Genomic DNA, 21,302 nt, shown 5'->3' with positions numbered 1-21,302 from the left:
CTGTGCCGGCGCCCGCTACTGGCGCCTCTTCCTGCCGTCCAGCTCGTCCCACCACTCGTCCGACTTCGGGTCGCCGGAGGGGTCGTCCCACCAGCGGTCCTCCGGCCCCCGCCGGTTGGCGACCATCGCGGCGACCGGCGGGATGACCATGGCCACCACGCACATCGCCACGGCGGCGGGCACCGACCACAGCCGTACGACGGCCCAGGCGCCCACGAAGAGCACCAGGCAGGCCGTCATCATCCCGAAGTAGAGGTGCCGGCGCCGGGCGTACATGCCTCCAGCGTACGTCGCGTACACGACGAGCCGCCCGGCACGACGGAAGGGCCGCACCCGGTCCCGGTAGCGTCCAAACCCCCAGGGAAACCGCGGTGCGGCCCTTCGGCCGGCAGGTGTGCCGTCAGACGGCGATGGCGACCTCGGCCAGGCCGCCCTGCTGGGCGACGACCGTGCGGTCGGCCGTGCCGCCCGGGACGAGGGCGCGGACGGTCCAGGTGCCCTCGGCCGCGTAGAAGCGGAACTGGCCGGTCGCGGAGGTCGGGACCTCGGCGGTGAACTCGCCGGTCGAGTCCAGCAGGCGCACGTAACCGGTGACGGGCTCGCCGTCCTTGGTCACCTGGCCCTGGATGGTGGTCTCACCGGGCTTGATCGTCGAAGCGTCCGGGCCGCCGGCCTGTGCTCCACACATGGGTACTCCTGAGGGGTCGGGGGACGGGAGGTCCGGGAGGGTTACTTGGCCGCGCCGAGCTCGATCGGCACGCCGACGAGGGAGCCGTACTCGGTCCACGAGCCGTCGTAGTTCTTGACGTTCTCCTGGCCGAGCAGCTCGTGCAGCACGAACCAGGTCAGGGCCGAGCGCTCACCGATGCGGCAGTAGGCGATCGTGTCCTTCGCCAGGTCGACCCGCTCCTCGGCGTAGAGGGCCTTCAGCTCCTCGTCCGACTTGAAGGTGCCGTCGTCGTTGGCGTTCTTGGACCACGGGATGTTGCGGGCGCTGGGCACGTGGCCGGGGCGCTGCGACTGCTCCTGCGGGAGGTGCGCCGGGGCGAGCAGCTTGCCGCTGAACTCGTCGGGCGAGCGGACGTCGACCAGGTTCAGGGTGCCGATCGCGGCCACCACGTCGTCGCGGAAGGCGCGGATCGAGGTGTCCTGGGCCTTGGCCTTGTACTGGGTGGCCGGGCGGCTGGGGACCTCGGAGCCGTCCACCAGGTCGCGGGAGTCCAGCTCCCACTTCTTGCGGCCGCCGTCGAGGAGCTTGACGCTCTCGTGGCCGTACAGCTTGAAGTACCAGTAGGCGTAGGAGGCGAACCAGTTGTTGTTGCCGCCGTAGAGGACGACCGTGTCGTCGTTGGCGATGCCCTTCGCGGACAGGAGCTTCTCGAAGCCCTCCTGGTCGACGAAGTCACGGCGGACCGGGTCCTGGAGGTCCTGCTTCCAGTCGATCCGTACGGCGTTCTTGATGTGGTTCTTGTCGTACGCCGAGGTGTCCTCGTCGACCTCGACGATGACGACCTTCGGGTCGTCGATGTGGGCCTCGACCCAGTCGGCGTCGACCAGGACGTCGCTGCGGCTCATGCTGTTTCTCCTCCGGGGCAGATGCGGCGGGGTGTCACGGGTGTGGCGGGGTGTGGCGGTGGTGCCGGGTGCTCCCGCGGGTCTCGCGCGGTCCGTGACGCGGGTACGGGTGTGCCTGCGTACGGCGCGGTGCGGCGCGGGGCGGGGCCTCGGTGACGGGCCCTGGATACGGGAGGCCGGGCTCCCGCTCAGACGGAGCGACAGAGCATGGCGGCGACGCGGCACAGGTCTACTGCCCGCCGCTTCGTGAGGTCCGCGTGTCGCTTCATGACGCCGATCGTAGGGACGGTCGGGCGGCCGTGTCACCGGCGTGTCGCATGATGAGACACGATCGTCCGCGATGTGGGACGAGGAGGGGGCCGGGCGGGGTGCCGGGGCGCTCGCCGCACGGGCCGTGGCGCCCGTCATCTGCGGAGCGGACGGCCCCGTCTCACGATGTGGCCGAAACGCGTTCCGGCCGCCGGATCAGCCCGCCAGGGCCACATTCGTCCCGGAGACGCTGATCACCACGCCGTCGGACGTGGCCTCGACCTTGCGGAGCTTCAGCCCGGTGGGCAGCCCGCCGATCTGCCGGTCGAAGTCGGTGCGCTCGCGGATGCGGTCCTCGACGCCCGGCAGCCCCTCGCCGGGCACCTTGTCGGCGCGCACGCGGATGGTGTCGCCGCCGGTGATGCTCACCGACGACAGGACGCTGCGGGTGATGCTGCCCAGGACCGGGACGTCGACCGTGCCGGTCACCTTGACCTTGCCGTTCCCGCCGTACCCGACGGTGACGTCCTCCTCGGACGCGGCGCCCAGGTCGGCGTACGAGATGCGCGCGGTGCCCGTCGCGGAGGCGGCGACGGCCCGCGAGAAGTTGTCCTCCAGCCGGACCCGCTCCAGGGCGGCCTTCATCTCGGTGACCCGCACCTTGCGGCCGCCCGCCGACGCCTCCACGCCGGTGAGCGTGACGTCGACCCGGTCCAGCTCCTTGCCCATCACCTGGGTCAGGAAGGGGAAGCCGTCGATCGAGACCTCCGCCGGGCCCGTCAGGCCCTGACTGGCCCGTATTCGCTCGGCGGCCTCGTCCTCGGCGTAGTTCACCGCGAGCCGGTCGGCGAGGACGAAGAGCCCACCGAGGACCACAGCGGTGATCAGCAGTATTCGCAGTGCTCGCATGCCCGGTGTCCCCCACCCTGTTTCGCGGCCGGCCCCGGCCCCCGTCACGTCATGATCGACGCTGGAGGCCACTCATTGGTTCCCCCTTCCCGCACAGACGCCTCTCAGGCCAGCGCGCGCCCCAGGACGTAGACGGCGGGGGCGGCGACGGCGAGCGGCAGCGCCACCCCGGCCGTCATGTGGACGAACCGCGACGGGTAGTCGTAACTGGCCACCCGGTGGCCGATCAGGGCGCACACCCCGGCGCCCAGGCCCAGCAGCGCGCCCCGGGCCCCGATGCCGGTCAGCCCGCCGGCGGCCACCCCGGCCCCGGCCGCCGCGAGGAGCCCCACCACGACCGACCCGGCCACCGGGCGCGGCACGGCGGCCCGACCCACGACCGCGGCGGCGACCGCGAGGCCGCCCACGACCACCGCGTCGGAGTCGGCGGCCAGGTGTCCGGCGGCGATCACGGCGAGGGCGGACGAGACGACGGTGGCCATCAGGCCGTACTGCCGCTCGTCGGAGCCGGCGTGGCTGCGCAGCTGGAGGACCAGCACCAGCAGCACCCACACGCCGAGGGTGCCGAGGAGGGCCGCCGGGGCGTGCTCGGCGCCCGTCGCCAGCAGCGCCACGTCGGCGGTCAGGCCGCCCGCGAAGGCGAGCGCGATGCCCTGGCGGGCGGGCCACATGCCGTTGAGCCGGAACCAGCCGGCGGCGGTGACGGCCTGGAGCAGGACCAGCGGGACCAGCAGCCCGTACGGACCGAGGGCGGCGCCCACGGCCAGCAGGACGCCGAGCGCGGCGGTCAGGGCGGCCGGCTGGACGCCCGGCTCGATGATCGGCGAGCGGCCCTCGGCACGGGCGCGCTGGGCGTCGGTCAGCCGCACGTGCCCGGAGGTGGTGGGCGTGCTGTATCCCGGTCCGGCACCGGCGGGCGCCGGCGCTCCGGGTGCCGCCTCGGCCGCTCCGGGCGCTCCGGGCGCCGCCGCGGGATGCGGCGCGGGGGCCGGTTCCGGGGCGGGGTGCGGGACGGGGTCCGGGGCGATGGGCCGCAGGTGCGTCGTCGGGGGGTCGTACGGCGTCCCGTGCGTCTCGTACGGCGTCTCGTACGGCACCTCGGGAGGCAGCGGCTGCGCGGCGGCCGGGGCGTGCTGGCCCTGGTGCGCCGCCGGGCCCTGGTGCGCCGCCGGGCCCTGGTACGCGCCCGGGGCCGCCGGGTCCTGCACCGGCAGGTACGCGGTCTCCGCGGCGTACGGCTGGGGCGGCTGCTGCTGGGCGGGCGGGTAGGGGCCGACGGCCGGCTGGTACTGGGTGTCCCAGGTCTGGCCCTCCCACGTCTGCGCGACGTCCGGGTCCTGGTACCCGTACCCGTCCCCCTGCCCGTACGGGTACTGCTGATCGCTGCTCATGCTGTGGGGTTCACCCTCCTGCGAACGGCGGGAGCACCTCGACCGTGCCGCCCTCGGCCAGCCGTACGGTCTCATGGCTCCGGGTCCCGACCGGGTCGCCGTCGACCAGGAAGGAACACCGCTGGAGCACCCGCACCAGCTCACCGGGGTGGCGCTCGCGCGCGGCGGTCAGCGCCTCGGCCAGGTTCTCCGCGGTGTAGGGCTCCTCGGCGGTCCCGGCCGCGGCCTTGGCCGCCGCCCAGTAGCGGATGGTCCCCGCTGCCATGGCGCACTCCTCTCGTCGGCCTCCACGGCCTCGTCGGCATCCATGATGGGCTATGGCACGGACAGCCAGTCCGCGATGCGGGCGAGGAGGGCGTCGTCCGCCGCGTTCTCGGCGTGCCCCATGCCCCGTTCCAGCCACAGCTCGGCCGGTCCGGCGGCGGCCAGCGACCGCGGGTGGTCCACCGGGAAGTACGGGTCGCTGTCCCCGTGCACGATCAGCAGCGGCACCGGCGCGATCAGCGGGACCGCCTCCACCGGGGACATCGGCACCGGGTCCCAGTCCCGGTCGTGGATGCGGGTCCGCAGGCCGTAGCGCCCCACCAGCCGCCCGGCGGGCCGGGTGATCATCCAGTGCACCCGCCGCATCGCGGGCGTGCCCCGGTAGTACCAGCGGGCCGGGGCGCTGACCGCGACCACCGCGTCGGTGCGCGCCCCGGGGTCGTCCTTGGCGAGCGCGGCGTGCCGCAGCACCACCGAGCCGCCCATGGAGAAGCCGACCGTCGCCACGCGCGCGTACCCCAGCTCACGCGCCCAGCGCACCGCCGCCGCCAGGTCCAGCACCTCGCGGTCGCCGACCGTGGACCGGCCGCCCGAGCCGCCGTGGCCCCGGAAGGAGAAGGTGACCACTCCGGCGCGCCGGGCGAAGGCCCGCGCCGCGCGCCGCACGGCGGGCCGGTCGACCGACCCGGTGAAGCCATGGGCGACAACGACCGCCGTGTCCGGGACACTGGCGGTATGCACCCCCTGTGCCGTACGCACCGTTCCGCGGGTTTCGCACGGCGAGTGGACCGCCTCGATCCGGACACCGTCGGATGTACGCAGGGTGGCGCGCGAGGGGCCCGGAGTGATCGAGGGAACATCCGCGGTGTGACGTACGCCCTCTTTCTCGGAACTCATGTGGGCTATTGTGCTGCGCGGAGGATCCGGGCGACGCAGCCCCCGGATCCTTTTGTGTTTTCCACCCGTTGTTACGGGCGGGTGAACAAGGGCTCTCAGGGCGTGGGGAGCCGCGTACGAAGCAGAGCCGCAGCGTCCTCGCAGGGACCGAGGAGGAACCGACGTATGGGCCGGCGAACCGTGCACGACCGATGGACGACGCTCGACGCACAGGGGGCGCGATGAGCTCCCTGCTGCTGCTGACCAACGCCCTCCAGCCGTCGACGGAGGTGCTCCCCGCCCTCGGGCTGCTGCTGCACAACGTGCGCGTGGCGCCCGCCGAGGGCCCTGCCCTGGTGGACACCCCCGGGGCCGACGTGATCCTGGTCGACGGCCGCCGGGACCTGCCGCAGGTGCGCTCGCTGTGCCAGCTGCTGCGCTCCACCGGGCCCGGCTGCCCGCTGCTGCTGGTCGTCACCGAGGGCGGGCTGGCGGCCGTCACCGCCGACTGGGGCGTGGACGACGTCCTGCTCGACACGGCCGGCCCGGCCGAGGTCGAGGCGCGGCTGCGGCTGGCCACCGGCCGCCGGCAGCTCACCTCCGACGACTCCCCCATGGAGATCCGCAACGGCGACCTGTCGGTGGACGAGGCGACGTACAGCGCCCGTCTGAAGGGACGGGTCCTGGACCTGACCTTCAAGGAGTTCGAGCTGCTGAAGTACCTGGCCCAGCACCCGGGGCGGGTCTTCACGCGCGCGCAGCTCCTCCAGGAGGTGTGGGGGTACGACTACTTCGGCGGCACCCGCACGGTCGACGTCCATGTGCGGCGGCTGCGGGCCAAGCTGGGCCCCGAGCACGAGTCGCTGATCGGCACCGTACGGAACGTCGGCTACCGCTTCGTCACCCCGGAGAAGGCGGAGCGTCCGGACGGCGATTCCCGTACCAAGGACAAGAAGCCGGCACGGCCCGCGGCCGTCACCCGGTCGGCGGACACCGGGGCCGCGGAGGAAGCAGCCGCACGACCTGCCCAGAGGTAGGTCACCCCGCGTAGACTGCCGCGCGTGGCCAAGGTGACGCGGGACGATGTGGCACGACTGGCGGGGACATCCACCGCGGTCGTGAGCTATGTCATCAACAACGGACCCCGGCCGGTCGCCCCGGCCACGCGCGAGCGGGTGCTCGCCGCGATCAAGCAGCTGGGGTACCGGCCCGACCGGGTCGCCCAGGCCATGGCATCGCGCCGCACCGACCTCATAGGCATGATCGTCCCCGACGCCCGGCAGCCGTTCTTCGCCGAGATGGCACACGCGGTCGAACGGGCCGCCGCCGACCGCGGGAAGATGGTCCTCGTCGGCAACTCCGACTACCGCGACGAACGCGAGATCCACTATCTGCGGGCCTTCCTCGGCATGCGGGTCGCCGGGCTGATCCTGGTCAGCCAGGGCATGAGCGAGCGCGCCGCCCAGGAGATCGAGGCGTGGGACGCGCGCGTGGTGCTGCTGCACGAGCGGCCGGAGGCCCTCGACGACGTCGCGGTGGTCACCGACGACATCGGCGGCGCCCAGCTCGCCACCCGGCACCTCCTGGAGCACGGCCACGCGTACGTGGCCTGCCTCGGCGGCGTGGAGAACACCCCCGCCGTGGGCGACCCGGTCGCCGACCACGAGGAGGGCTGGCGCCGCGCGATGCTGGAGTCCGGCCGCTCGGTGGAGGGCCGGCTGTTCCAGGCCCCGTACAACCGCTACGACGCCTACCAGGTGGCGCTGAAGATCCTGGCCGGCCCCGACCGGCCCCCGGCGATCTTCTGCTCCACCGACGACCAGGCGATCGGCGTGCTCCGCGCGGCCCGCGAGCTGCGCCTCGACGTGCCGGGCGACCTGGCGGTGGCGGGCTTCGACGACGTCAAGGAGGCGGCGCTCACCGATCCGCCGCTGACCACCATCTCCTCCGACCGCCCGGCGATGGCCCGGGCGGCGGTCGATCTGGTGCTGGACGACGGGCTGCGGGTGGCCGGATCGCGCCGCGAGCGGGTCAAGCAGTTCCCGTCGGCGCTGATAGTGCGCCGGTCCTGCGGCTGCGACGGCCAGTAACCCCCGGCGGGCGGCCCCGGCGGCTCCCGGCACAAGGGCGGCCCCCCGGAACCCCCGGGCGCCCCGGGCTTTATCCCGGGCGTACGAGACTTTTCCCCTACTCTCAGGGCCTCCTCAGACGGCTCTCATCCACGCCCCCGAGAGTCGTCCCCATGACGGACTACTCCCAGGGTGACCCGCAGCAGACCTCCTCCTTCGCGGCCTACCCGCCGCCCCCCGCGTACCCGCCCGCCGCGCACCGCCGCCCCCGGCGCCCGGTCGCGCTGATCGCCGCCGTCGCGGTGGCCGCGGCCCTGGTCGGCGGGGGCGCCTCGGCGCTGGTACAGGAGCTGACCGGGAACGGGACCGCGCCGGCCGGCACCGGGGCCGTGAACGGCACCAATGTGTCCAGCTCCAGCACCGGCACGGTCGCGGGCGTGGCCCGGGCGGTCTCCCCGAGCATCGTGGAGATCAACGCGTCGACGGGCGGCGGCAAGTCCACCGGCTCCGGCGTGATCATCACGGCCGACGGCGAGATCGTCACCAACAACCACGTCGTGGCGGGCGCGTCCGAGGTGTCGGTCCGGCTCAGCGACGGCAAGACGTACACCGCCGGGGTCGTCGGCACCGACCCGGGCAAGGACCTGGCGCTGATCAAGCTGAAGGGCGCGTCCGGGCTGAAGGCCGCCGCGCTCGGCGACTCGGGCAAGGTCCGGGTCGGCGACGAGGTCGTGGCGATCGGCTCCCCCGAGGGCCTGACCGGCACCGTCACCAGCGGCATCGTCTCCGCGCTGGACCGCGACGTGACGGTCGCCCGGAGCGACGACGGGCGCTCCGGGCAGCAGCAGCGGCCCGGCGACGGGCAGGGCTGGCCCTTCGAGTTCGGCGGGCAGCAGTTCAACGGCGACACGGGCGACGCGAAGACCACGTACAAGGCGATCCAGACCGACGCCTCGCTCAACCCGGGCAACTCCGGCGGCGCGCTGATCAACATGAACGGCGAGATCATCGGCATCAACTCCGCCATGTACTCCCCCAGCTCCGCCACCGGCTCCACGGCGGGCAGCGTGGGTCTCGGTTTCGCCATCCCCGTCGACACCGTCAAGGCCGATCTCGACGCCCTGCGCTCCGGGTCCGGGACCGCCTCCTGACCCGTGCGACGCTGACCCCATGGACACCACCGCTGACGCCGACCGCATCCTGATCGTCGACGACGAGCCCGCCGTCCGCGAGGCGCTGCGGCGCAGCCTCGCCTTCGAGGGGTACGGGACGGACGTGGCCGTCGACGGCGCCGACGCGCTGGAGAAGATGGACGCGCACGCCCCCGACCTCGTCGTCCTCGACATCCAGATGCCCCGCATGGACGGCCTCACCGCCGCCCGCCGCATCCGCGCCGCCGGCTCGACCGTCCCCATCCTGATGCTCACCGCCCGCGACACCGTCGGCGACCGTGTCACGGGCCTGGACGCGGGCGCGGACGACTACCTGGTGAAGCCGTTCGAGCTGGACGAGCTGTTCGCCCGCATCCGGGCGCTGCTGCGGCGCAGCTCGTACGCGGCGGCCTCCGGCGCCCCGGAGCCGGCCGGTGACGTGCTGGCCTTCGGGGACCTGCGGATGGACCTGACGACCCGTGAGGTGACCCGGGCCGGGCGGCCGGTGGAGCTGACCCGGACGGAGTTCACCCTGCTGGAGATGTTCCTGTCGCACCCGCGGCAGGTGCTGACCCGGGAGCAGATCCTCAAGGCGGTGTGGGGCTTCGACTTCGAGCCCAGCTCCAACTCCCTGGACGTGTACGTGATGTACCTGCGGCGCAAGACCGAGGCGGGCGGCGAGCCGCGGCTGGTGCACACCGTGCGCGGCGTCGGCTATGTGCTGCGGAGCGGGGCCGCCGAGTGACCGGCCCGGTGCGCCGCTTCCGCGCGCTGCCGCTGCGCTCGCGCCTCGCCCTGCTGACCGCCGTGGCCGTGGCGGTGGCGGTGGCCGCGGTGTCGGTGGCGTGCTGGTTCTTCACCCGCGCCCAGATGCGGGACGAGCTGGACGCCTCGCTGCGGAACACCAGCGCCCCCGACGAGGTGCTGCGGGAGGCGTTCGACGCGTGCGGGGTACGGCTGCGCCAGCCGTCCGCCGAGACCGCCAACTTCGCGTACGTCCAGCTCGTCCTGCCCGACGGGCGGCGCTGTGTCGCGCCGTACTACCCGCCGGTCAAGGTGCGGCCGGAGGACCTGGAGGTGCTGGGCGGCGCGGCGGAATCGGTGCACGACAGCACCACGGACGGCGGGGCGGAGGTGCGGGTGCACAGCTACCGGACCACCGTCGGCGGGGTGCCGGTGACGGCCTCCGTGTCCCGGCCGCTCGGCGAGATCGACGCCACCCTGAGCCGCCTGGCGCTGGTGCTCACCGCCCTGGCCGGGATCGGGGTCGTGGGCGCCGGGGCGGCCGGGCTGTGGGTGGCCAGGACCGGGCTGAAGCCGGTGGACCGGCTGACCGGGGCGGTGGAGCACGTGGCGCGCACCGAGGACCTGACGGTGCGCATCCCGGTGGAGGGCGAGGACGAGATCGCCCGCCTGTCGCGGTCGTTCAACGCGATGACGGCCGCGCTGGCGTCGTCCCGGGACCGGCAGGCGCGGCTGATCGCCGACGCCGGGCACGAGCTGCGCACCCCGCTGACCTCGCTGCGCACCAACATCGAGCTGCTGGCGCGCAGCGAGGAGACGGGGCGGGCGATCCCGCCCGGGGACCGGCGGGCCCTGCTGGCGTCGGTGACGGCGCAGATGACGGAACTGGCGTCGCTGATCGGCGATCTGCAGGAGCTGGCCCGGCCCGACGCGGCGGCCCCGGGGCGGCTGGAGGTGGTGGCGCTGCACGAGGTGCTGGACACGGCGCTGTCCCGGGCCCGGCTGCGCGGCCCGGAGCTGACCGTGTCGGCGGACGAGGTGCGCCCCTGGTACGTACGGGCGGAGCCGGCCGCGCTGGAGCGGGCGCTGGTGAACGTCCTGGACAACGCGGTGAAGTTCTCGGAGCCGGGCGGCACGGTGGAGGTGTCGCTGGTGGACGGGGAGCTGGTGGTGCGGGACCACGGGCCGGGCATCGCCCCGGAGGAGCTGCCGCACGTCTTCGAGCGGTTCTGGCGGTCGCCGTCGGCGCGGAGCCTGCCGGGGTCGGGGCTGGGCCTGTCGATCGTGGCGCGGACGGTGCGGCAGGCGGGCGGCGAGGTGGCGCTGGCGGCGGCGGAGGGCGGCGGTACGCGGGCCGTGATCCGGCTGCCGGGGGCGCCGACCCCGCCGCCCGCCCCGCCGGGCTCAGGGGTTGTGCCGGATCAGTGACTCGACCAGGCCCGCGCGGGTGTTGGGGAAGTCCATCGGGACGATGCCGAGGCCCCGCCAAGTGCTCGCCGTGCCGTCGAGGAAGCCGTGGACGCGCGGGTTGAGCCGGTCGGCGTTCCAGCGGGGCGGCAGCAGCGCGGCGGTGGAGACATGGTTGACGTACAGCTTGCCGGGCTGTGCGGCGGCCTTGCGGAAGTGGGCCTCGATCGTGGGGTACTTGGCGTTCGGCTCGGCCATGTAGTCGTCCTGGACGTCGAACAGCGCGCCGTCCCCGTACCGGACGCCGGGCAGGCCCCCGTTGTCGGCCAGGAGCACGACTCTGCCGCGGGCCTCGCCGAGCGCGGGCAGCCCGTCGCCAATACGGAAGAGGGGGCGCCAGCCCTTGGCGTCGAGGTAGAGGTCGAAGATCCGCCGGAAGGAGGCGTCGGACTCCTCGGAATACTCCTGCCTGACGCGCATCAGCACGGTCTCGGAGGGGTGGGCGGCCAGGAAGGCGCGGCAGGCGACGAGGACGTCGCCGAACATCTGGTTCTGGAAGAAGGAGCCGTGGTGGATGGCGAAGGAGTCGCCGGTGATCCGGCACCGGACGTCCAGGTAGCGGATGCCGCTGTCCAGTTGCCGGGCGACGGTGGTGTTCTGGCAGGCGACCCACGGCCCTCCGGCGGGGGCGCCGGAGTTGTGCGTTCCGGGGATGGTCAGCGCCCGCAGCGGGGTGTCGGCGGGGAAGCGGGCCATCCAGTCCTGGGTGCCGAGCACCCGGGTGCGGGTGCGGGCGCGGGCGGGTGTGCCCAGCAGGGCGGTGGCGGATACGGCGGCGGTACCCGCGAGGAAGCTCCGTCGGCTGAGGTCCATGCGCGGGAGTATGGCGCGTACACGACAACGACACCAGGGGCGGGACACGCCGCGGGGCGGCGGGCCGTCCACCGGCCCCGCCGCCCCGCTCCGTACCGCCGTCCGCGTCCTGCTCCGCGCCCTGATCTGCGTCCTGACTGCGCCGCAGGTCGCGTCGTGGCGACGCGCCCTACTTCACGACCGTGATCCGGTCGGCGGCCGGCGGCGCGAGGGGCGCCGCCGCCGAGGAGTTGGCCGCCAGGTAGGCGTTGAAGACGTCCAGGTCGGACGCACCGACCAGCTTGTTCGTGCCCTGCGCGAGGGCCGGGAAGCCGTCGCCGCCGCCCGCGAGGAACTCGTTCATGGCGACGCGGTAGGTCTTCGCCGGGTCGATCGGCGCGCCGTTCAGCCGTACCGAGTCCGCCACCACCCGGGCCGCGCCGGTCTTGGTCATGTCCAGCGTGTAGGTGAAGCCCTTCGACACCTGGAGGATCTTCGGGGACGCCTCGTTGGCGCCGCTGACCTGCTGCTGGAGGCCGGCCACCAGCTGCGCGCCGGTGAGGTCGACCACGTTCATCATGTTGGTGAACGGCTGGACGGTGAACGCCTCGCCGTAGGTCACGACCCCGTCGCCCTCGGCGCCGGATGCCTTGTGCACCAGGTCGGAGCGGATACCGCCCGGGTTCATCAGCGCGATCTGCGCCCCGCCCTTGTCGGCCGGGGACAGCCCCGCGAGCTGCGCGTCGGCGATCAGGTCGCCGAGCGGCTTCTCGTACGCGGTGGAGCCGCGGCCGTTGATGTCGGCCGCGATGTACCCCTGCGGCTTGTTGGCGATCGGCGCGGCCAGCGCGTTCCAGCGCTCGATCAGCGACGTCATGTCGGCGGCCTTCGGCACGTCACGCGTGACGACGCGGTTGGCCGACTCCACCGACGTCCGCACGATGTCGCGGGTGCGGCGGTCGTAGGTGAGGGTGGTGTCGGTGAAGAGCTTGCCGTACGAGGAGGCCGAGGTGACCATGCGCGGCTTGCCCGACGGGTCGGGGATCGTGCACACGTACGCCTGGTGGGTGTGCCCGGTGACCAGGGCGTCGACCTGCGGGTTCAGCTTCTTGGCGATGTCGACGACCGGGCCGGAGATCCCGTCGCCCGCGCCCGGGCTGTCGCAGTCGTAGTTGTACGAGGACGAGGCCGGCGCGCCGCCCTCGTGGATCAGGGCGACGATCGACTTGACGCCCTTGCGCTCCAGGACCTTGGTGTACTTGTTGATCGTCTCGACCTCGTCACCAAACTTCAGGCCCTTGACGCCCTCGGCGGTCACGATGTTCGGCGTCCCCTCCAGCGTCACGCCGATGAAACCGATCTTGACGCCCTTGCGCTCCCAGACGACGTACGGGTCCAGGATCGGCCGGCCGGTCTTCTCGTCCGTCACATTGGCGGCCAGGTAGGGGAACTCGGCCCCGCGGAACTTCTTGCCCTTCTCGTAGCAGCCGCCGGTCGGGTGGCAGCCGCCGTTCTGCATCCGGGCCAGCTCGCGGGCGCCCTCGTCGAACTCGTGGTTGCCGACGGAGGAGACGTCCAGCTTCAGCTTGTTGAGCGCCTCGATGGTCGGCTCGTCGTGGAACAGCCCCGACATCAGCGGCGACGCGCCGATCATGTCGCCCGCGGCGGCGGTCACCGAGTACGGGTTGCCCTTGCGGGCGGTCCGCAGGTGCGTGGCCAGGTACTCCACACCGCCCGCGTCGATCTTCTCGGTGGTGCCGTCCGGGTGGGTGCGGGTGACCTGGCCGGAGGAGCCGGCCGGCGGCTCCAGGTTGCCGTGCAGGTCGTTGAAGGAGAGAAGCTGCACGTCGACGGTACGGCCGTGGTGGCCGCCGCCGTGCCCGTGGCCGTGGCCGCCGTGGTGCCCGCCGCGCTCACCGGCGCCGGCCGGCAGGGCGGCGACCAGGGCGCCGACAGTGGCGAGTCCGGCGGCGGTGGCGAGTATCCGCCGTCCCGCCCGGTTCTTCTGCGGTGTCGCTGACATCTGTCCCCTTGTTGCTCAACACGTTCCTCGGCCCGTTCCGTGGCCTTGCGCAGCCTAGGGTCAACGCGCGTAGCGCAACAGGGGTTGGCGGGTTACGAGGTGGTTGCCATCGGGCACCGGCGCCCGGTCGTAGGCTCGTACCCATGACGACTGACGCCCCCGTACCGGCCCTTGAGCCGGGCCGACGTATCGACACCTTCGACGAGCTCACGCCCGAGCAGGCCGGGGACGTCCTCGCACTCCTCGCCGACGCCGCGGGCTCCGACGGGATGCAGGCCGTCTCCGAGCAGGGCCGCATCCGGATCGGCGGCGGGCGCCGCGAGGGGGTGTCCCACCTGCTGCTCACCGTCCGCGGCGAACTCGTGGGCTACGCGCAGCTGGAGGACACCGACCCGGTCGAGGCGCCCGCCGCCGAGCTGGTGGTCCACCCCTCGCACCGCGGGCGCGGCCACGGCCGGGCGCTGGGCTCGGCCCTGCTGGCCGCCTCGGGCAAGCGCCTGCGGGTGTGGGCGCACGGCGGCAAGTCGGCCGCCCGCCACCTGTCGCAGGTGCTCGGGCTGACCCTGTTCCGGGAGCTGCGGCAGATGCGCCGGCCGCTCACCGCCCCGGGGGAGCTGCCGGAGCCGGTGTTCCCGCCGGGCGTCACGGTGCGCACCTTCGTCCCGGGCGAGGACGACGCGGCCTGGCTGGCCGTCAACGCCGCCGCGTTCGCCCACCACCCCGAGCAGGGCTCGCTGACCCAGCGCGACCTGGACGACCGCAAGGCGCAGCCCTGGTTCGACCCGAAGGGCTTCTTCCTCGCCGTCCGGGAGGCCGACGGGGAGATCGCCGGCTTCCACTGGACGAAGGTGCACGCCGAGGAGCAGCTCGGCGAGGTGTACGTCGTCGGGGTCGCCCCGGACGCGCAGGGCGGCGGCCTCGGCAAGGCCCTCACCGCGGTCGGGCTGCGCCACCTGGCGGCCGAGGGGGTGCCGACGGCGATGCTCTACGTGGACGCCGACAACACGGCGGCGGTGCGGGTGTACGAGGGGATGGGCTTCACCACGCACGAGGTGGACCTGATGTACCGCTCGGAGACGTGACGCGCGGGAGCGCGCGGGATCGGGGCGGGGTCGCCGGCCGTACGGGACGGGCCCCCGGGGGCTGATCGTTCCGGGTTGACACCCCGCCCTCTCTTACACCACCCTTTCACTACTTGATTAGTGAAAGGGTGGTGCTGGCGCGTGATCGCGTACCGCATCGACCGGCGCAGCGGCGTCGCGACGTACCTCCAGCTCGTCCAGCAGACCAAACAGGCCCTCCGCCTGGGCCTGCTGGAGCCCGGCGACAAGCTGCCCACGGCCCGCGAGGTCGTCGAGGCCACCGCCATCAACCCGAACACGGTGCTCAAGGCCTACCGCGAGCTGGAACGGGAGGGCCTCGTCGAAGCCCGCCGGGGCCTCGGCACCTTCGTACGGAGGACCCTGGGCGCCGCCCCGGCCGACACCCCGCTCCGCGGCGAACTCGCCGACTGGGCCGCCCGCGCCAGGGCGGCCGGACTGGAGCGGGACGACCTGACGGCCCTCTTCACCTCCGTACTGGAACAGACCTACGAGGGGGACGACCGATGAACAGCGCCCTGGAGGCCCGCGGCCTCACCAAGCGGTACGGGCGGCGGCGCGCGCCCGCCCTGCGCGACTGCGCCTTCCGGATACCCGAGGGCGGCGTCTGCGCACTCGTCGGCCGCAACGGCGCCGGCAAGTCGACCCTCCTCGCCCTGGCGGCCGGGCTGGCCCGCCCCACCTCGGGCACCGTCCGGGTCCTCGGCACCGACCCCGCCGACGCCCGCGCCCGCGTGGGATACGTCGCCCAGCAGCGCCCGCTGTACCCGAGGCTCACGGTCGCGGAGACGCTCCGCATGGGCCGCGAGCTGAACCCGGGGCGCTGGGACGCCGACGCGGCCCGGCGCGTCGCCGGCCCGCTCGACCCCGGGGCCCGCGTCCACACCCTCTCCGGCGGCGGGCGCACCCGCCTCGCCCTCGCCCTCGCCCTCGGCAAACGCCCCGAACTCCTGCTGCTGGACGAGCCGATGGCCGACCTCGACCCGCTCGCCCGCCACCAGCTCATGGGCGCGCTGATGGCCGACACCGCCGAGCGCGGCACCACCGTCGTGATGTCGTCGCACATCCTCGGCGAGCTGGCCGACGTCTGCGACCACCTGCTGCTGGTCGACGACGGCCGGATCCGCCTCGGCGGCGCCGTGGACGACGTCCTCGCCGCCCACACCCTGGTCACCGGCCCGGCCGACGGCGACCTCGCCCCGCACACGGTCGTCGAGTCCCACGTCACCGGCCGCCGGCTCACCGCGCTGATCCGCCCCGCCGGCCCGGCCGTCCCGGAGCCCTGGCAGACCACGGAACCGTCCCTGGAGGACCTGTTGCTCGCCCACCTGCGCGCCCCGGACGCCCCACCGCTCCTGACCCCGGACGCCACCCCGGACGCCGGCCCGTCCCCGGCGGGGACGGTGGCGGCATGAGCGCCGGACTCCTGACGGGCGCGCCCTGGGTCGTCGTACGCCAGCACCGCAGGGCCCTGTGGACGGCACTGGGCCTGCTCGCCGCCGCGATCGCCGTGATGCTGGGCTCCCGCCTGTGGGCGGACCACGCGGAGGAAGCCCTGCGGGCGGTGGACTGCACCCTGGCCTCCGGGGACCCGCGCTGCTTCCAGCCGGGCCAGGACTACATCGACGCCATCTGGCTCGCCCGCCACCTCGTCGAGTACACCGCGGTGGGCATCACCGTGCTCCCCGCCCTGGCCGGGGCGTTCGTGGCCGGACCCATGATCGCCAGGGAACTGGAGGCGGGCACCTACGGACTGGTCTGGACCCAGTCCGTCAGCCCCACCCGCTGGCTGGCCGCCAAGCTCGCCGTCCCGCTGGCCGTCACCGTCTCCGGGGCCGCGCTGCTCGCCCTGATGTTCCACTGGGCCTGGTCCACCGGCCCCGCCCACGACTTCCCCACCTACTGGTACGCGCCCACGATGTACGCCTCCATGGGCGTCGTCCCGGCGGCCTCCGCGGTGCTCGGCATCGCCCTGGGCACCCTCGCCGGCCTCCTGGTACGCCGTACGGTCGCCGCGATGGCCGTGACCGCCGCGGTCATGGGAGCCCTCGCCCTCCTCCTGTCACAGGTGCGCGCCCACCTGTGGCCGGTCCGCACCTTCACCGGCACCACCACGCCGCCCTTCAGGGACTCCATGACCTGGACCGTCGAGCGGGGCATGCTGACCCCGTCCGGTGCCCGCCTGAACATGGACACCTGCTTCCAGGCACCCGGTGCGCGGCCGGCCCTGTGCGACACCAGGAGCGGTGTGACGTACTACCTCGACCACCACCCCGCCTCGCACTTCTGGCCCCTCCAGCTCGTCGAGAGCGCCATCGTCCTCGGCCTCGCGGCGATCGCCGTCGTCCTCGCGCTCCGGGCGCTGCGCCGTCACCACGCGTGACCACCCGCCCGGGGGCGGGCGTCCGGGACGGGGGTCCGGGCGCCCGCCCCCAGCACGTCACGTCACCGTTACCGGCCATTCAGACACGCTTGCGACGCTCTGCCAATGAAGCCCGCCGTGTCCGCGGCCCTCTCCGACGCGCTTGACCAGCCCCTCGCGCGGAAGAATGGTGCCATGAGCCAGCAGCCCGCCGAGGTCCAGGTCCCGCAGTCCCAGCCGTCCGTCGGCTCCATAGCCGCGCACCGGCCGCACACCGTGGCCCATGTGCCCGTGTCCGACCTGGCCCGGGATCTCGACGCCGATCTCGACGGGTACGAGGACGACGGCGCGGGCGCCGAGCTGCCGGCCGGCCGCTTCCTCGACCGGGAACGCAGCTGGCTGGCGTTCAACGAACGGGTGCTGGAGCTCGCCGAGGACCCGGCGACGCCCCTCCTCGAACGGGCGAACTTCCTGGCGATCTTCGCGTCCAACCTGGACGAGTTCTTCATGGTCCGGGTCGCCGGCCTCAAGCGCCGCATCGCCACCGGCGTGGCCACCCGCTCCGCCTCCGGCCTCCAGCCCCGCGAGGTCCTCGACCTCATCTGGACCCGGTCGCGGGAGCTGATGGCCCGGCACGCCGCCTGCTTCCAGCAGGACGTCGCCCCCGCCCTCGCCGACGAGTCCATCCACCTCATCCGCTGGCCCGACCTGACCGAGAAGGAGCAGGCGCGGCTCTTCACGCTGTTCCGCCAGCAGATCTTCCCGGTGCTCACCCCGCTCGCCGTCGACCCCGCGCACCCCTTCCCGTACATCTCCGGCCTCTCCCTCAACCTGGCCGTCGTGGTGCGCAACCCCGTCAGCGGCCACCGCCACTTCGCGCGCGTGAAGGTCCCCCCGCTGCTCTCCCGCTTCCTGGAGGCGTCCCCGCAGCGCTACGTCCCGCTGGAGGACGTCATCGCCGCGCACCTGGAGGAGCTGTTCCCCGGCATGGAGGTGCTGGCGCACCACATGTTCCGGGTGACCAGGAACGAGGACCTGGAGGTCGAGGAGGACGACGCCGAGAACCTCCTCCAGGCGCTGGAGAAGGAGCTGATGCGCCGCCGCTTCGGCCCGCCGGTGCGGCTGGAGGTGGAGGAGTCGATCGACCCGTACGTCCTCGACCTCCTCGTCCGCGAGCTGAAGGTGTCCGACGCCGAGGTGTACCCGCTGCCCGGCCCGCTGGACCTCACCGGCCTCTTCGGCATCTCCGCCCTCGACCGGCCCGAGCTGAAGTACCCCAAGTTCGTCGCCGGCACCCACCGGGACCTCGCCGAGGTCGAGTCGGCGTCCGCGCCCGACATCTTCGCCGCGCTGCGCGAGCGGGACGTCCTGCTGCACCACCCGTACGACTCCTTCTCCACCTCCGTCCAGGCGTTCCTGGAGCAGGCCGCCGGCGACCCCGACGTCCTCGCCATCAAGCAGACCCTCTACCGGACCTCCGGCGACTCGCCGATCGTCGACGCCCTCATAGACGCCGCCGAGTCCGGCAAGCAGGTCCTCGTCCTCGTCGAGATCAAGGCCCGCTTCGACGAGCAGGCCAACATCAAGTGGGCGCGCAAGCTGGAGGAGGCCGGCTGCCACGTCGTGTACGGGCTGGTGGGCCTCAAGACCCACTGCAAGCTGTCGCTCGTCGTCCGCCAGGAGGGCGACACGCTGCGCCGCTACAGCCACGTCGGCACCGGCAACTACCACCCCAAGACCGCCCGCCTCTACGAGGACCTGGGCCTGCTGACCGCCGACCCGCAGGTCGGCGCGGACCTCTCCGACCTGTTCAACCGGCTCTCCGGCTACTCCCGCCGCGAGACCTACCGCCGCCTGCTCGTCGCGCCCAAGTCCCTGCGCGACGGCCTGATCTCCCGCATCAACAAGGAGATCGTCCACCACCGCGCGGGCCGCCCCGCCCACGTCCGCTTCAAGGTCAACTCCATGGTGGACGAGGCCGTCATCGACGCCTGCTACCGCGCCTCGCGGGCCGGTGTGCCCGTCGACATCTGGGTACGCGGCATCTGCGCCGTACGGCCGGGCGTGGCCGGCCTGTCGGAGAACATCCGCGTCCGCTCCGTCCTCGGGCGCTTCCTGGAGCACTCCCGCATCTTCGCGTTCGGCAACGGCGGCGAGCCCGAAGTCTGGTTCGGCAGCGCCGACATGATGCACCGCAACCTCGACCGCCGCATCGAGGCGCTGGTACGGGTCTCCGACCCGGCCCACCGCGCCGCCCTCGACCGGCTGCTGGACACCGGCATGGCCGACTCGACCTCGTCCTGGCACCTCGGCCCGGACGGGGACTGGACCCGCCACTGCGCGGACCAGGACGGCCGTCCGCTGCGGCACGTCCAGGAGATGTTGATCGACGCGCGGAGGCGCCGACGTGCTCAACCCTGACCGCATCCCCGCCGGCGCCGACCGCCCCGGTGGCTCCGCCGGCCCCGGTGGCTCCGCAGCTGCCGGTGGCTCCGCCGGGGAGGTGCTGGCCCCCTACCTCCACGCCCGCGCGGGGGACTTCCTGCGGAGCCTGCGCCTCCACACCGACAGCGGCGCCGACACGGCCGGCTCCGAGGAGGCCGCCCGGGGCCTGCGCGCCGCCGCCCGCCGCATCAGCGGCACGCTGCACACCTTCCGGCCGCTCCTGGACGCCGCCTGGGCGGACCACCTGCGCACCGAACTCGCCTGGCTCTCCGGCACCCTGGCCGCCGAACACGCCTGTACGTCACGGCTCGTCCGGCTCGTCGACGCGCTGGCCCGGCTGTCGGGCGGCACGGCGACCGTCCCCGCGCCCAGGGGCCCCGCCACCGGGACCGGGGCGCTGGCCGTGGGCGCCGCCCGGGCGGGCGCCCTGCTGGACCGGCAGCTCACGCTCGCCAGGACCCGCGCCCACTCCGCCGCCCTCCAGGCGCTGGGCTCCTCCCGCTTCCACGCGGTCGCCGACGCGGTCGCGCTGCTCGCCTCCGAGGTGCCCCTGGGCCCCGCCGCGGCGGCCCCCGCCTCCGAGGTGCTCGGCCCGCCCGCCGAGGCCGTCGAGCGGCGCCTCCTCGACGCGGTCGGCTCCCTGCCGATGGCCCCGGCCGTGGGCGGTGAGCAGCTCGACGGGCCCTGGCACCAGGTACGGCTGCTGCTGCGGCTGCACCGGTACGCGGGCGAGGTGCGGGGCGCGCAGCCCCCGCTGTACGAGGCGGGCCGGGCGCTGGACCGCCACCGGGACGCCGCCGAGGCAGCCGCCGCCGCGGCGACGGCCGCGCGGACGCCGAGGATCGCCCCCGCGACGGCGTACGCGCTCGGGGTGCTGCACGCGGACCAGCGGCACGAGGTGGAGGCCGCGCGCCACGCCTTCCAGCGCGTATGGCAGCGCACGGTGGTGACGACGTGATCCGGGCGGCGGGCTGTGTGCTGTGGCGCCGCGCCGCGGGCGGCGGGGTCGAGCTGGCGGTGATCCACCGACGGAAGCACGACGACTGGTCGCTGCCCAAGGGCAAGCTGGAGCCGGGCGAGGACTCGCTGACGGCGGCGGTGCGGGAGGTGCGGGAGGAGACCGGCATGACCTGCGCGCCGGGCCCCGAGCTCCCCACGTCGCGCTACGAGGTCGCCGGCCGCCCCAAGGAGGTCCGCTACTGGTCCGCCGAGGCGACGGGCGGCGTGTTCCGCCGCAACCATGAGGTCGACGACCTGCTGTGGCTCACCCCGGAGGCGACGCTGACGCGGCTCACGTACGAAAAGGACAAGGAAACGATCAAGGCGTTCCTGACTGCGCGGCACCCCTGACGCCGAGGACACCGCCCGTCGCGTACCGCGCCCACCCCGGTCCGTTGTGGGCAGCGCGCCCGTCGGTCGCCCACCCCGTTCCGTTGTGGGCATTCGTTCCGCTGGGGCGATGGGGGTCCCCCCTGCTCGAGCGAAGCCGAGAGCTTGGGGGAGGGTGGGCACAACGGGGCACCCGGGACGGTGCGCCTGGCGGTCACCTCCACCCGTTGTGGGCAATCGTCCCGCAGGGCGATGGGGGTCCCCCCTGCTCGAGCGAAGCCGAGAGCTTGGGGGAGGGTGGGCACAACGGGTGCCCACCAGGGCGGTGCCCTCGGAAGCTGCGGGTGCGTGGGGGGCGGGGCCCCTCCGGGCTCACCTCCTCGCGGTCGGCGGGTTGCCCTACCGGTCGGGTGACCGTGCGACGCCGCCGATCCGCTGCGGGGGCGACCCTGCACGGCCCCACCCCGGCCGTACGCCGACCGCGGGTCGTGGGTGGGAGGGGCGCGGGGCCAGCCCGGTGGTACGCCGACTGCAGGCCGGTGGGGCGAGGGGCACG

22 protein-coding genes are annotated in these 21,302 nt (G+C 73.8%); 12 read left to right on the top strand and 10 right to left on the bottom strand.

Translation table 11 applies throughout. The features are described 5' to 3' along the window. Window positions 1–15 precede the first annotated feature (15 nt). From ACF08D_RS23335 to ACF08D_RS23300, 8 genes are all read right to left on the bottom strand, one after another. Entirely contained in the window at window positions 16–276 is a 261-nt protein-coding gene (locus ACF08D_RS23335; RefSeq protein ID WP_392224823.1) for a DUF3099 domain-containing protein, read from the bottom strand. Between the two features lie 124 nt (window positions 277–400). After that, entirely contained in the window at window positions 401–688 is a 288-nt protein-coding gene (locus tag ACF08D_RS23330; protein WP_392224821.1) for a DUF1416 domain-containing protein, read from the bottom strand. A 41-nt stretch (window positions 689–729) separates the two neighbouring features. Continuing rightward, entirely contained in the window at window positions 730–1,575 is an 846-nt protein-coding gene (locus ACF08D_RS23325; RefSeq protein ID WP_392224819.1) for a sulfurtransferase, read from the bottom strand. A gap of 188 nt (window positions 1,576–1,763) precedes the next feature. Next, window positions 1,764–1,844, bottom strand: coding sequence for a putative leader peptide (locus ACF08D_RS23320; RefSeq protein WP_392225578.1), 81 nt, complete (start codon window positions 1,842–1,844; stop codon window positions 1,764–1,766). 196 nt (window positions 1,845–2,040) lie between these two features. After that, window positions 2,041–2,733, bottom strand: coding sequence for a DUF2993 domain-containing protein (locus ACF08D_RS23315; protein WP_392224817.1), 693 nt, complete (start codon window positions 2,731–2,733; stop codon window positions 2,041–2,043). Window positions 2,734–2,837: 104 nt separating this feature from the next. After that, entirely contained in the window at window positions 2,838–4,124 is a 1,287-nt protein-coding gene (locus ACF08D_RS23310) for a hypothetical protein (protein ID WP_392224815.1), read from the bottom strand. A gap of 10 nt (window positions 4,125–4,134) precedes the next feature. Next, window positions 4,135–4,389: a MoaD/ThiS family protein gene (locus ACF08D_RS23305; RefSeq protein WP_392224813.1), complete on the bottom strand. Its 255-nt coding sequence runs from the start codon at window positions 4,387–4,389 to the stop codon at window positions 4,135–4,137. 50 nt (window positions 4,390–4,439) lie between these two features. After that, a complete protein-coding gene (locus ACF08D_RS23300) occupies window positions 4,440–5,285 on the bottom strand; it encodes an alpha/beta hydrolase family protein (RefSeq protein ID WP_392224811.1) in 846 nt (281 codons plus the stop codon). Between the two features lie 221 nt (window positions 5,286–5,506). Here ACF08D_RS23300 and ACF08D_RS23295 point away from each other — a divergent pair, with 221 nt between their 5' ends. The 5 genes from ACF08D_RS23295 to ACF08D_RS23275 all read left to right on the top strand — a co-directional run bounded on the left by ACF08D_RS23295 (window position 5,507) and on the right by ACF08D_RS23275 (window position 10,656). Next, window positions 5,507–6,301 carry a response regulator transcription factor gene (locus ACF08D_RS23295; protein ID WP_392224809.1) on the top strand — a complete coding sequence of 265 codons (795 nt, stop codon included), beginning with the start codon at window positions 5,507–5,509 and terminating at the stop codon, window positions 6,299–6,301. A 24-nt stretch (window positions 6,302–6,325) separates the two neighbouring features. Next, complete coding sequence (locus ACF08D_RS23290; RefSeq protein ID WP_392224808.1) at window positions 6,326–7,354, top strand: LacI family DNA-binding transcriptional regulator; 1,029 nt, start codon at window positions 6,326–6,328, stop codon at window positions 7,352–7,354. A gap of 152 nt (window positions 7,355–7,506) precedes the next feature. Then, complete coding sequence (locus tag ACF08D_RS23285; RefSeq protein WP_392224806.1) at window positions 7,507–8,484, top strand: S1C family serine protease; 978 nt, start codon at window positions 7,507–7,509, stop codon at window positions 8,482–8,484. Window positions 8,485–8,503: 19 nt separating this feature from the next. Beyond that, the gene (locus ACF08D_RS23280) at window positions 8,504–9,229 is read left to right on the top strand and encodes a response regulator transcription factor (protein ID WP_392224804.1); all 726 of its coding nucleotides are present in this window, start codon (window positions 8,504–8,506) and stop codon (window positions 9,227–9,229) included. Further along, window positions 9,226–10,656: an ATP-binding protein gene (locus ACF08D_RS23275; RefSeq protein WP_392224803.1), complete on the top strand. Its 1,431-nt coding sequence runs from the start codon at window positions 9,226–9,228 to the stop codon at window positions 10,654–10,656. Before ACF08D_RS23280 ends, ACF08D_RS23275 begins: the two co-directional genes overlap by 4 nt. Here the strand turns inward: ACF08D_RS23275 and ACF08D_RS23270 are convergent. Further along, on the bottom strand, window positions 10,633–11,508 hold the full coding sequence (locus ACF08D_RS23270; protein ID WP_392224801.1) for a phosphatidylinositol-specific phospholipase C domain-containing protein: 876 nt from the start codon (window positions 11,506–11,508) through the stop codon (window positions 10,633–10,635). The genes ACF08D_RS23275 and ACF08D_RS23270 overlap by 24 nt on opposite strands. Before the next feature lie 169 nt (window positions 11,509–11,677). Beyond that, on the bottom strand, window positions 11,678–13,510 hold the full coding sequence (locus tag ACF08D_RS23265) for a bifunctional metallophosphatase/5'-nucleotidase (protein ID WP_392224800.1): 1,833 nt from the start codon (window positions 13,508–13,510) through the stop codon (window positions 11,678–11,680). Between the two features lie 143 nt (window positions 13,511–13,653). Here ACF08D_RS23265 and mshD point away from each other — a divergent pair, with 143 nt between their 5' ends. The 7 genes from mshD (at window position 13,654) to ACF08D_RS23230 (ending at window position 20,767) form a co-directional block, all read left to right on the top strand. Then, on the top strand, window positions 13,654–14,592 hold the full coding sequence (gene mshD, locus ACF08D_RS23260; RefSeq protein WP_392224798.1) for a mycothiol synthase: 939 nt from the start codon (window positions 13,654–13,656) through the stop codon (window positions 14,590–14,592). A 141-nt stretch (window positions 14,593–14,733) separates the two neighbouring features. Further along, window positions 14,734–15,120 (top strand): GntR family transcriptional regulator, encoded by a 387-nt coding sequence (locus ACF08D_RS23255; RefSeq protein ID WP_392224797.1) that lies wholly within the window; start codon window positions 14,734–14,736, stop codon window positions 15,118–15,120. Further along, a complete protein-coding gene (locus ACF08D_RS23250; protein ID WP_392224795.1) occupies window positions 15,117–16,025 on the top strand; it encodes an ABC transporter ATP-binding protein in 909 nt (302 codons plus the stop codon). Before ACF08D_RS23255 ends, ACF08D_RS23250 begins: the two co-directional genes overlap by 4 nt. Further along, window positions 16,022–16,993: a hypothetical protein gene (locus ACF08D_RS23245; protein ID WP_392224794.1), complete on the top strand. Its 972-nt coding sequence runs from the start codon at window positions 16,022–16,024 to the stop codon at window positions 16,991–16,993. Before ACF08D_RS23250 ends, ACF08D_RS23245 begins: the two co-directional genes overlap by 4 nt. A gap of 174 nt (window positions 16,994–17,167) precedes the next feature. After that, window positions 17,168–19,393, top strand: a complete 2,226-nt coding sequence (locus ACF08D_RS23240) for an RNA degradosome polyphosphate kinase (protein ID WP_392224793.1) — start codon at window positions 17,168–17,170, stop codon at window positions 19,391–19,393. After that, entirely contained in the window at window positions 19,380–20,375 is a 996-nt protein-coding gene (locus tag ACF08D_RS23235) for a CHAD domain-containing protein (RefSeq protein ID WP_392224791.1), read from the top strand. The genes ACF08D_RS23240 and ACF08D_RS23235 overlap by 14 nt, the downstream gene beginning before the upstream one ends. Continuing rightward, on the top strand, window positions 20,348–20,767 hold the full coding sequence (locus tag ACF08D_RS23230) for an NUDIX hydrolase (protein WP_392224789.1): 420 nt from the start codon (window positions 20,348–20,350) through the stop codon (window positions 20,765–20,767). Before ACF08D_RS23235 ends, ACF08D_RS23230 begins: the two co-directional genes overlap by 28 nt. Window positions 20,768–21,302 lie beyond the last annotated feature (535 nt).

The organism is Streptomyces sp. NPDC015131 (assembly GCF_043079975.1).
GTDB lineage: Bacteria > Actinomycetota > Actinomycetes > Streptomycetales > Streptomycetaceae > Streptomyces.
This window is presented reverse-complemented; position numbering and strand designations above follow the sequence as displayed.

What these genes read in the sequence shown, in the direction of transcription:
- ACF08D_RS23335 (WP_392224823.1), bottom strand. Translation starts at nt 276, where the DNA reads ATGTACGCCCGGCGCCGGCACCTCTACTTCGGGATGATGACGGCCTGC.
- ACF08D_RS23330 (WP_392224821.1), bottom strand. Translation starts at nt 688, where the DNA reads ATGTGTGGAGCACAGGCCGGCGGCCCGGACGCTTCGACGATCAAGCCC.
- ACF08D_RS23325 (WP_392224819.1), bottom strand. Translation starts at nt 1,575, where the DNA reads ATGAGCCGCAGCGACGTCCTGGTCGACGCCGACTGGGTCGAGGCCCAC.
- ACF08D_RS23320 (WP_392225578.1), bottom strand. Translation starts at nt 1,844, where the DNA reads ATGAAGCGACACGCGGACCTCACGAAGCGGCGGGCAGTAGACCTGTGC.
- ACF08D_RS23315 (WP_392224817.1), bottom strand. Translation starts at nt 2,733, where the DNA reads ATGCGAGCACTGCGAATACTGCTGATCACCGCTGTGGTCCTCGGTGGG.
- ACF08D_RS23310 (WP_392224815.1), bottom strand. Translation starts at nt 4,124, where the DNA reads ATGAGCAGCGATCAGCAGTACCCGTACGGGCAGGGGGACGGGTACGGG.
- ACF08D_RS23305 (WP_392224813.1), bottom strand. Translation starts at nt 4,389, where the DNA reads ATGGCAGCGGGGACCATCCGCTACTGGGCGGCGGCCAAGGCCGCGGCC.
- ACF08D_RS23300 (WP_392224811.1), bottom strand. Translation starts at nt 5,285, where the DNA reads ATGAGTTCCGAGAAAGAGGGCGTACGTCACACCGCGGATGTTCCCTCG.
- ACF08D_RS23295 (WP_392224809.1), top strand. Translation starts at nt 5,507, where the DNA reads ATGAGCTCCCTGCTGCTGCTGACCAACGCCCTCCAGCCGTCGACGGAG.
- ACF08D_RS23285 (WP_392224806.1), top strand. Translation starts at nt 7,507, where the DNA reads ATGACGGACTACTCCCAGGGTGACCCGCAGCAGACCTCCTCCTTCGCG.
- ACF08D_RS23280 (WP_392224804.1), top strand. Translation starts at nt 8,504, where the DNA reads ATGGACACCACCGCTGACGCCGACCGCATCCTGATCGTCGACGACGAG.
- ACF08D_RS23270 (WP_392224801.1), bottom strand. Translation starts at nt 11,508, where the DNA reads ATGGACCTCAGCCGACGGAGCTTCCTCGCGGGTACCGCCGCCGTATCC.
- ACF08D_RS23265 (WP_392224800.1), bottom strand. Translation starts at nt 13,510, where the DNA reads ATGTCAGCGACACCGCAGAAGAACCGGGCGGGACGGCGGATACTCGCC.
- mshD (WP_392224798.1), top strand. Translation starts at nt 13,654, where the DNA reads ATGACGACTGACGCCCCCGTACCGGCCCTTGAGCCGGGCCGACGTATC.
- ACF08D_RS23250 (WP_392224795.1), top strand. Translation starts at nt 15,117, where the DNA reads ATGAACAGCGCCCTGGAGGCCCGCGGCCTCACCAAGCGGTACGGGCGG.
- ACF08D_RS23245 (WP_392224794.1), top strand. Translation starts at nt 16,022, where the DNA reads ATGAGCGCCGGACTCCTGACGGGCGCGCCCTGGGTCGTCGTACGCCAG.
- ACF08D_RS23240 (WP_392224793.1), top strand. Translation starts at nt 17,168, where the DNA reads ATGAGCCAGCAGCCCGCCGAGGTCCAGGTCCCGCAGTCCCAGCCGTCC.
- ACF08D_RS23230 (WP_392224789.1), top strand. Translation starts at nt 20,348, where the DNA reads ATGGCAGCGCACGGTGGTGACGACGTGATCCGGGCGGCGGGCTGTGTG.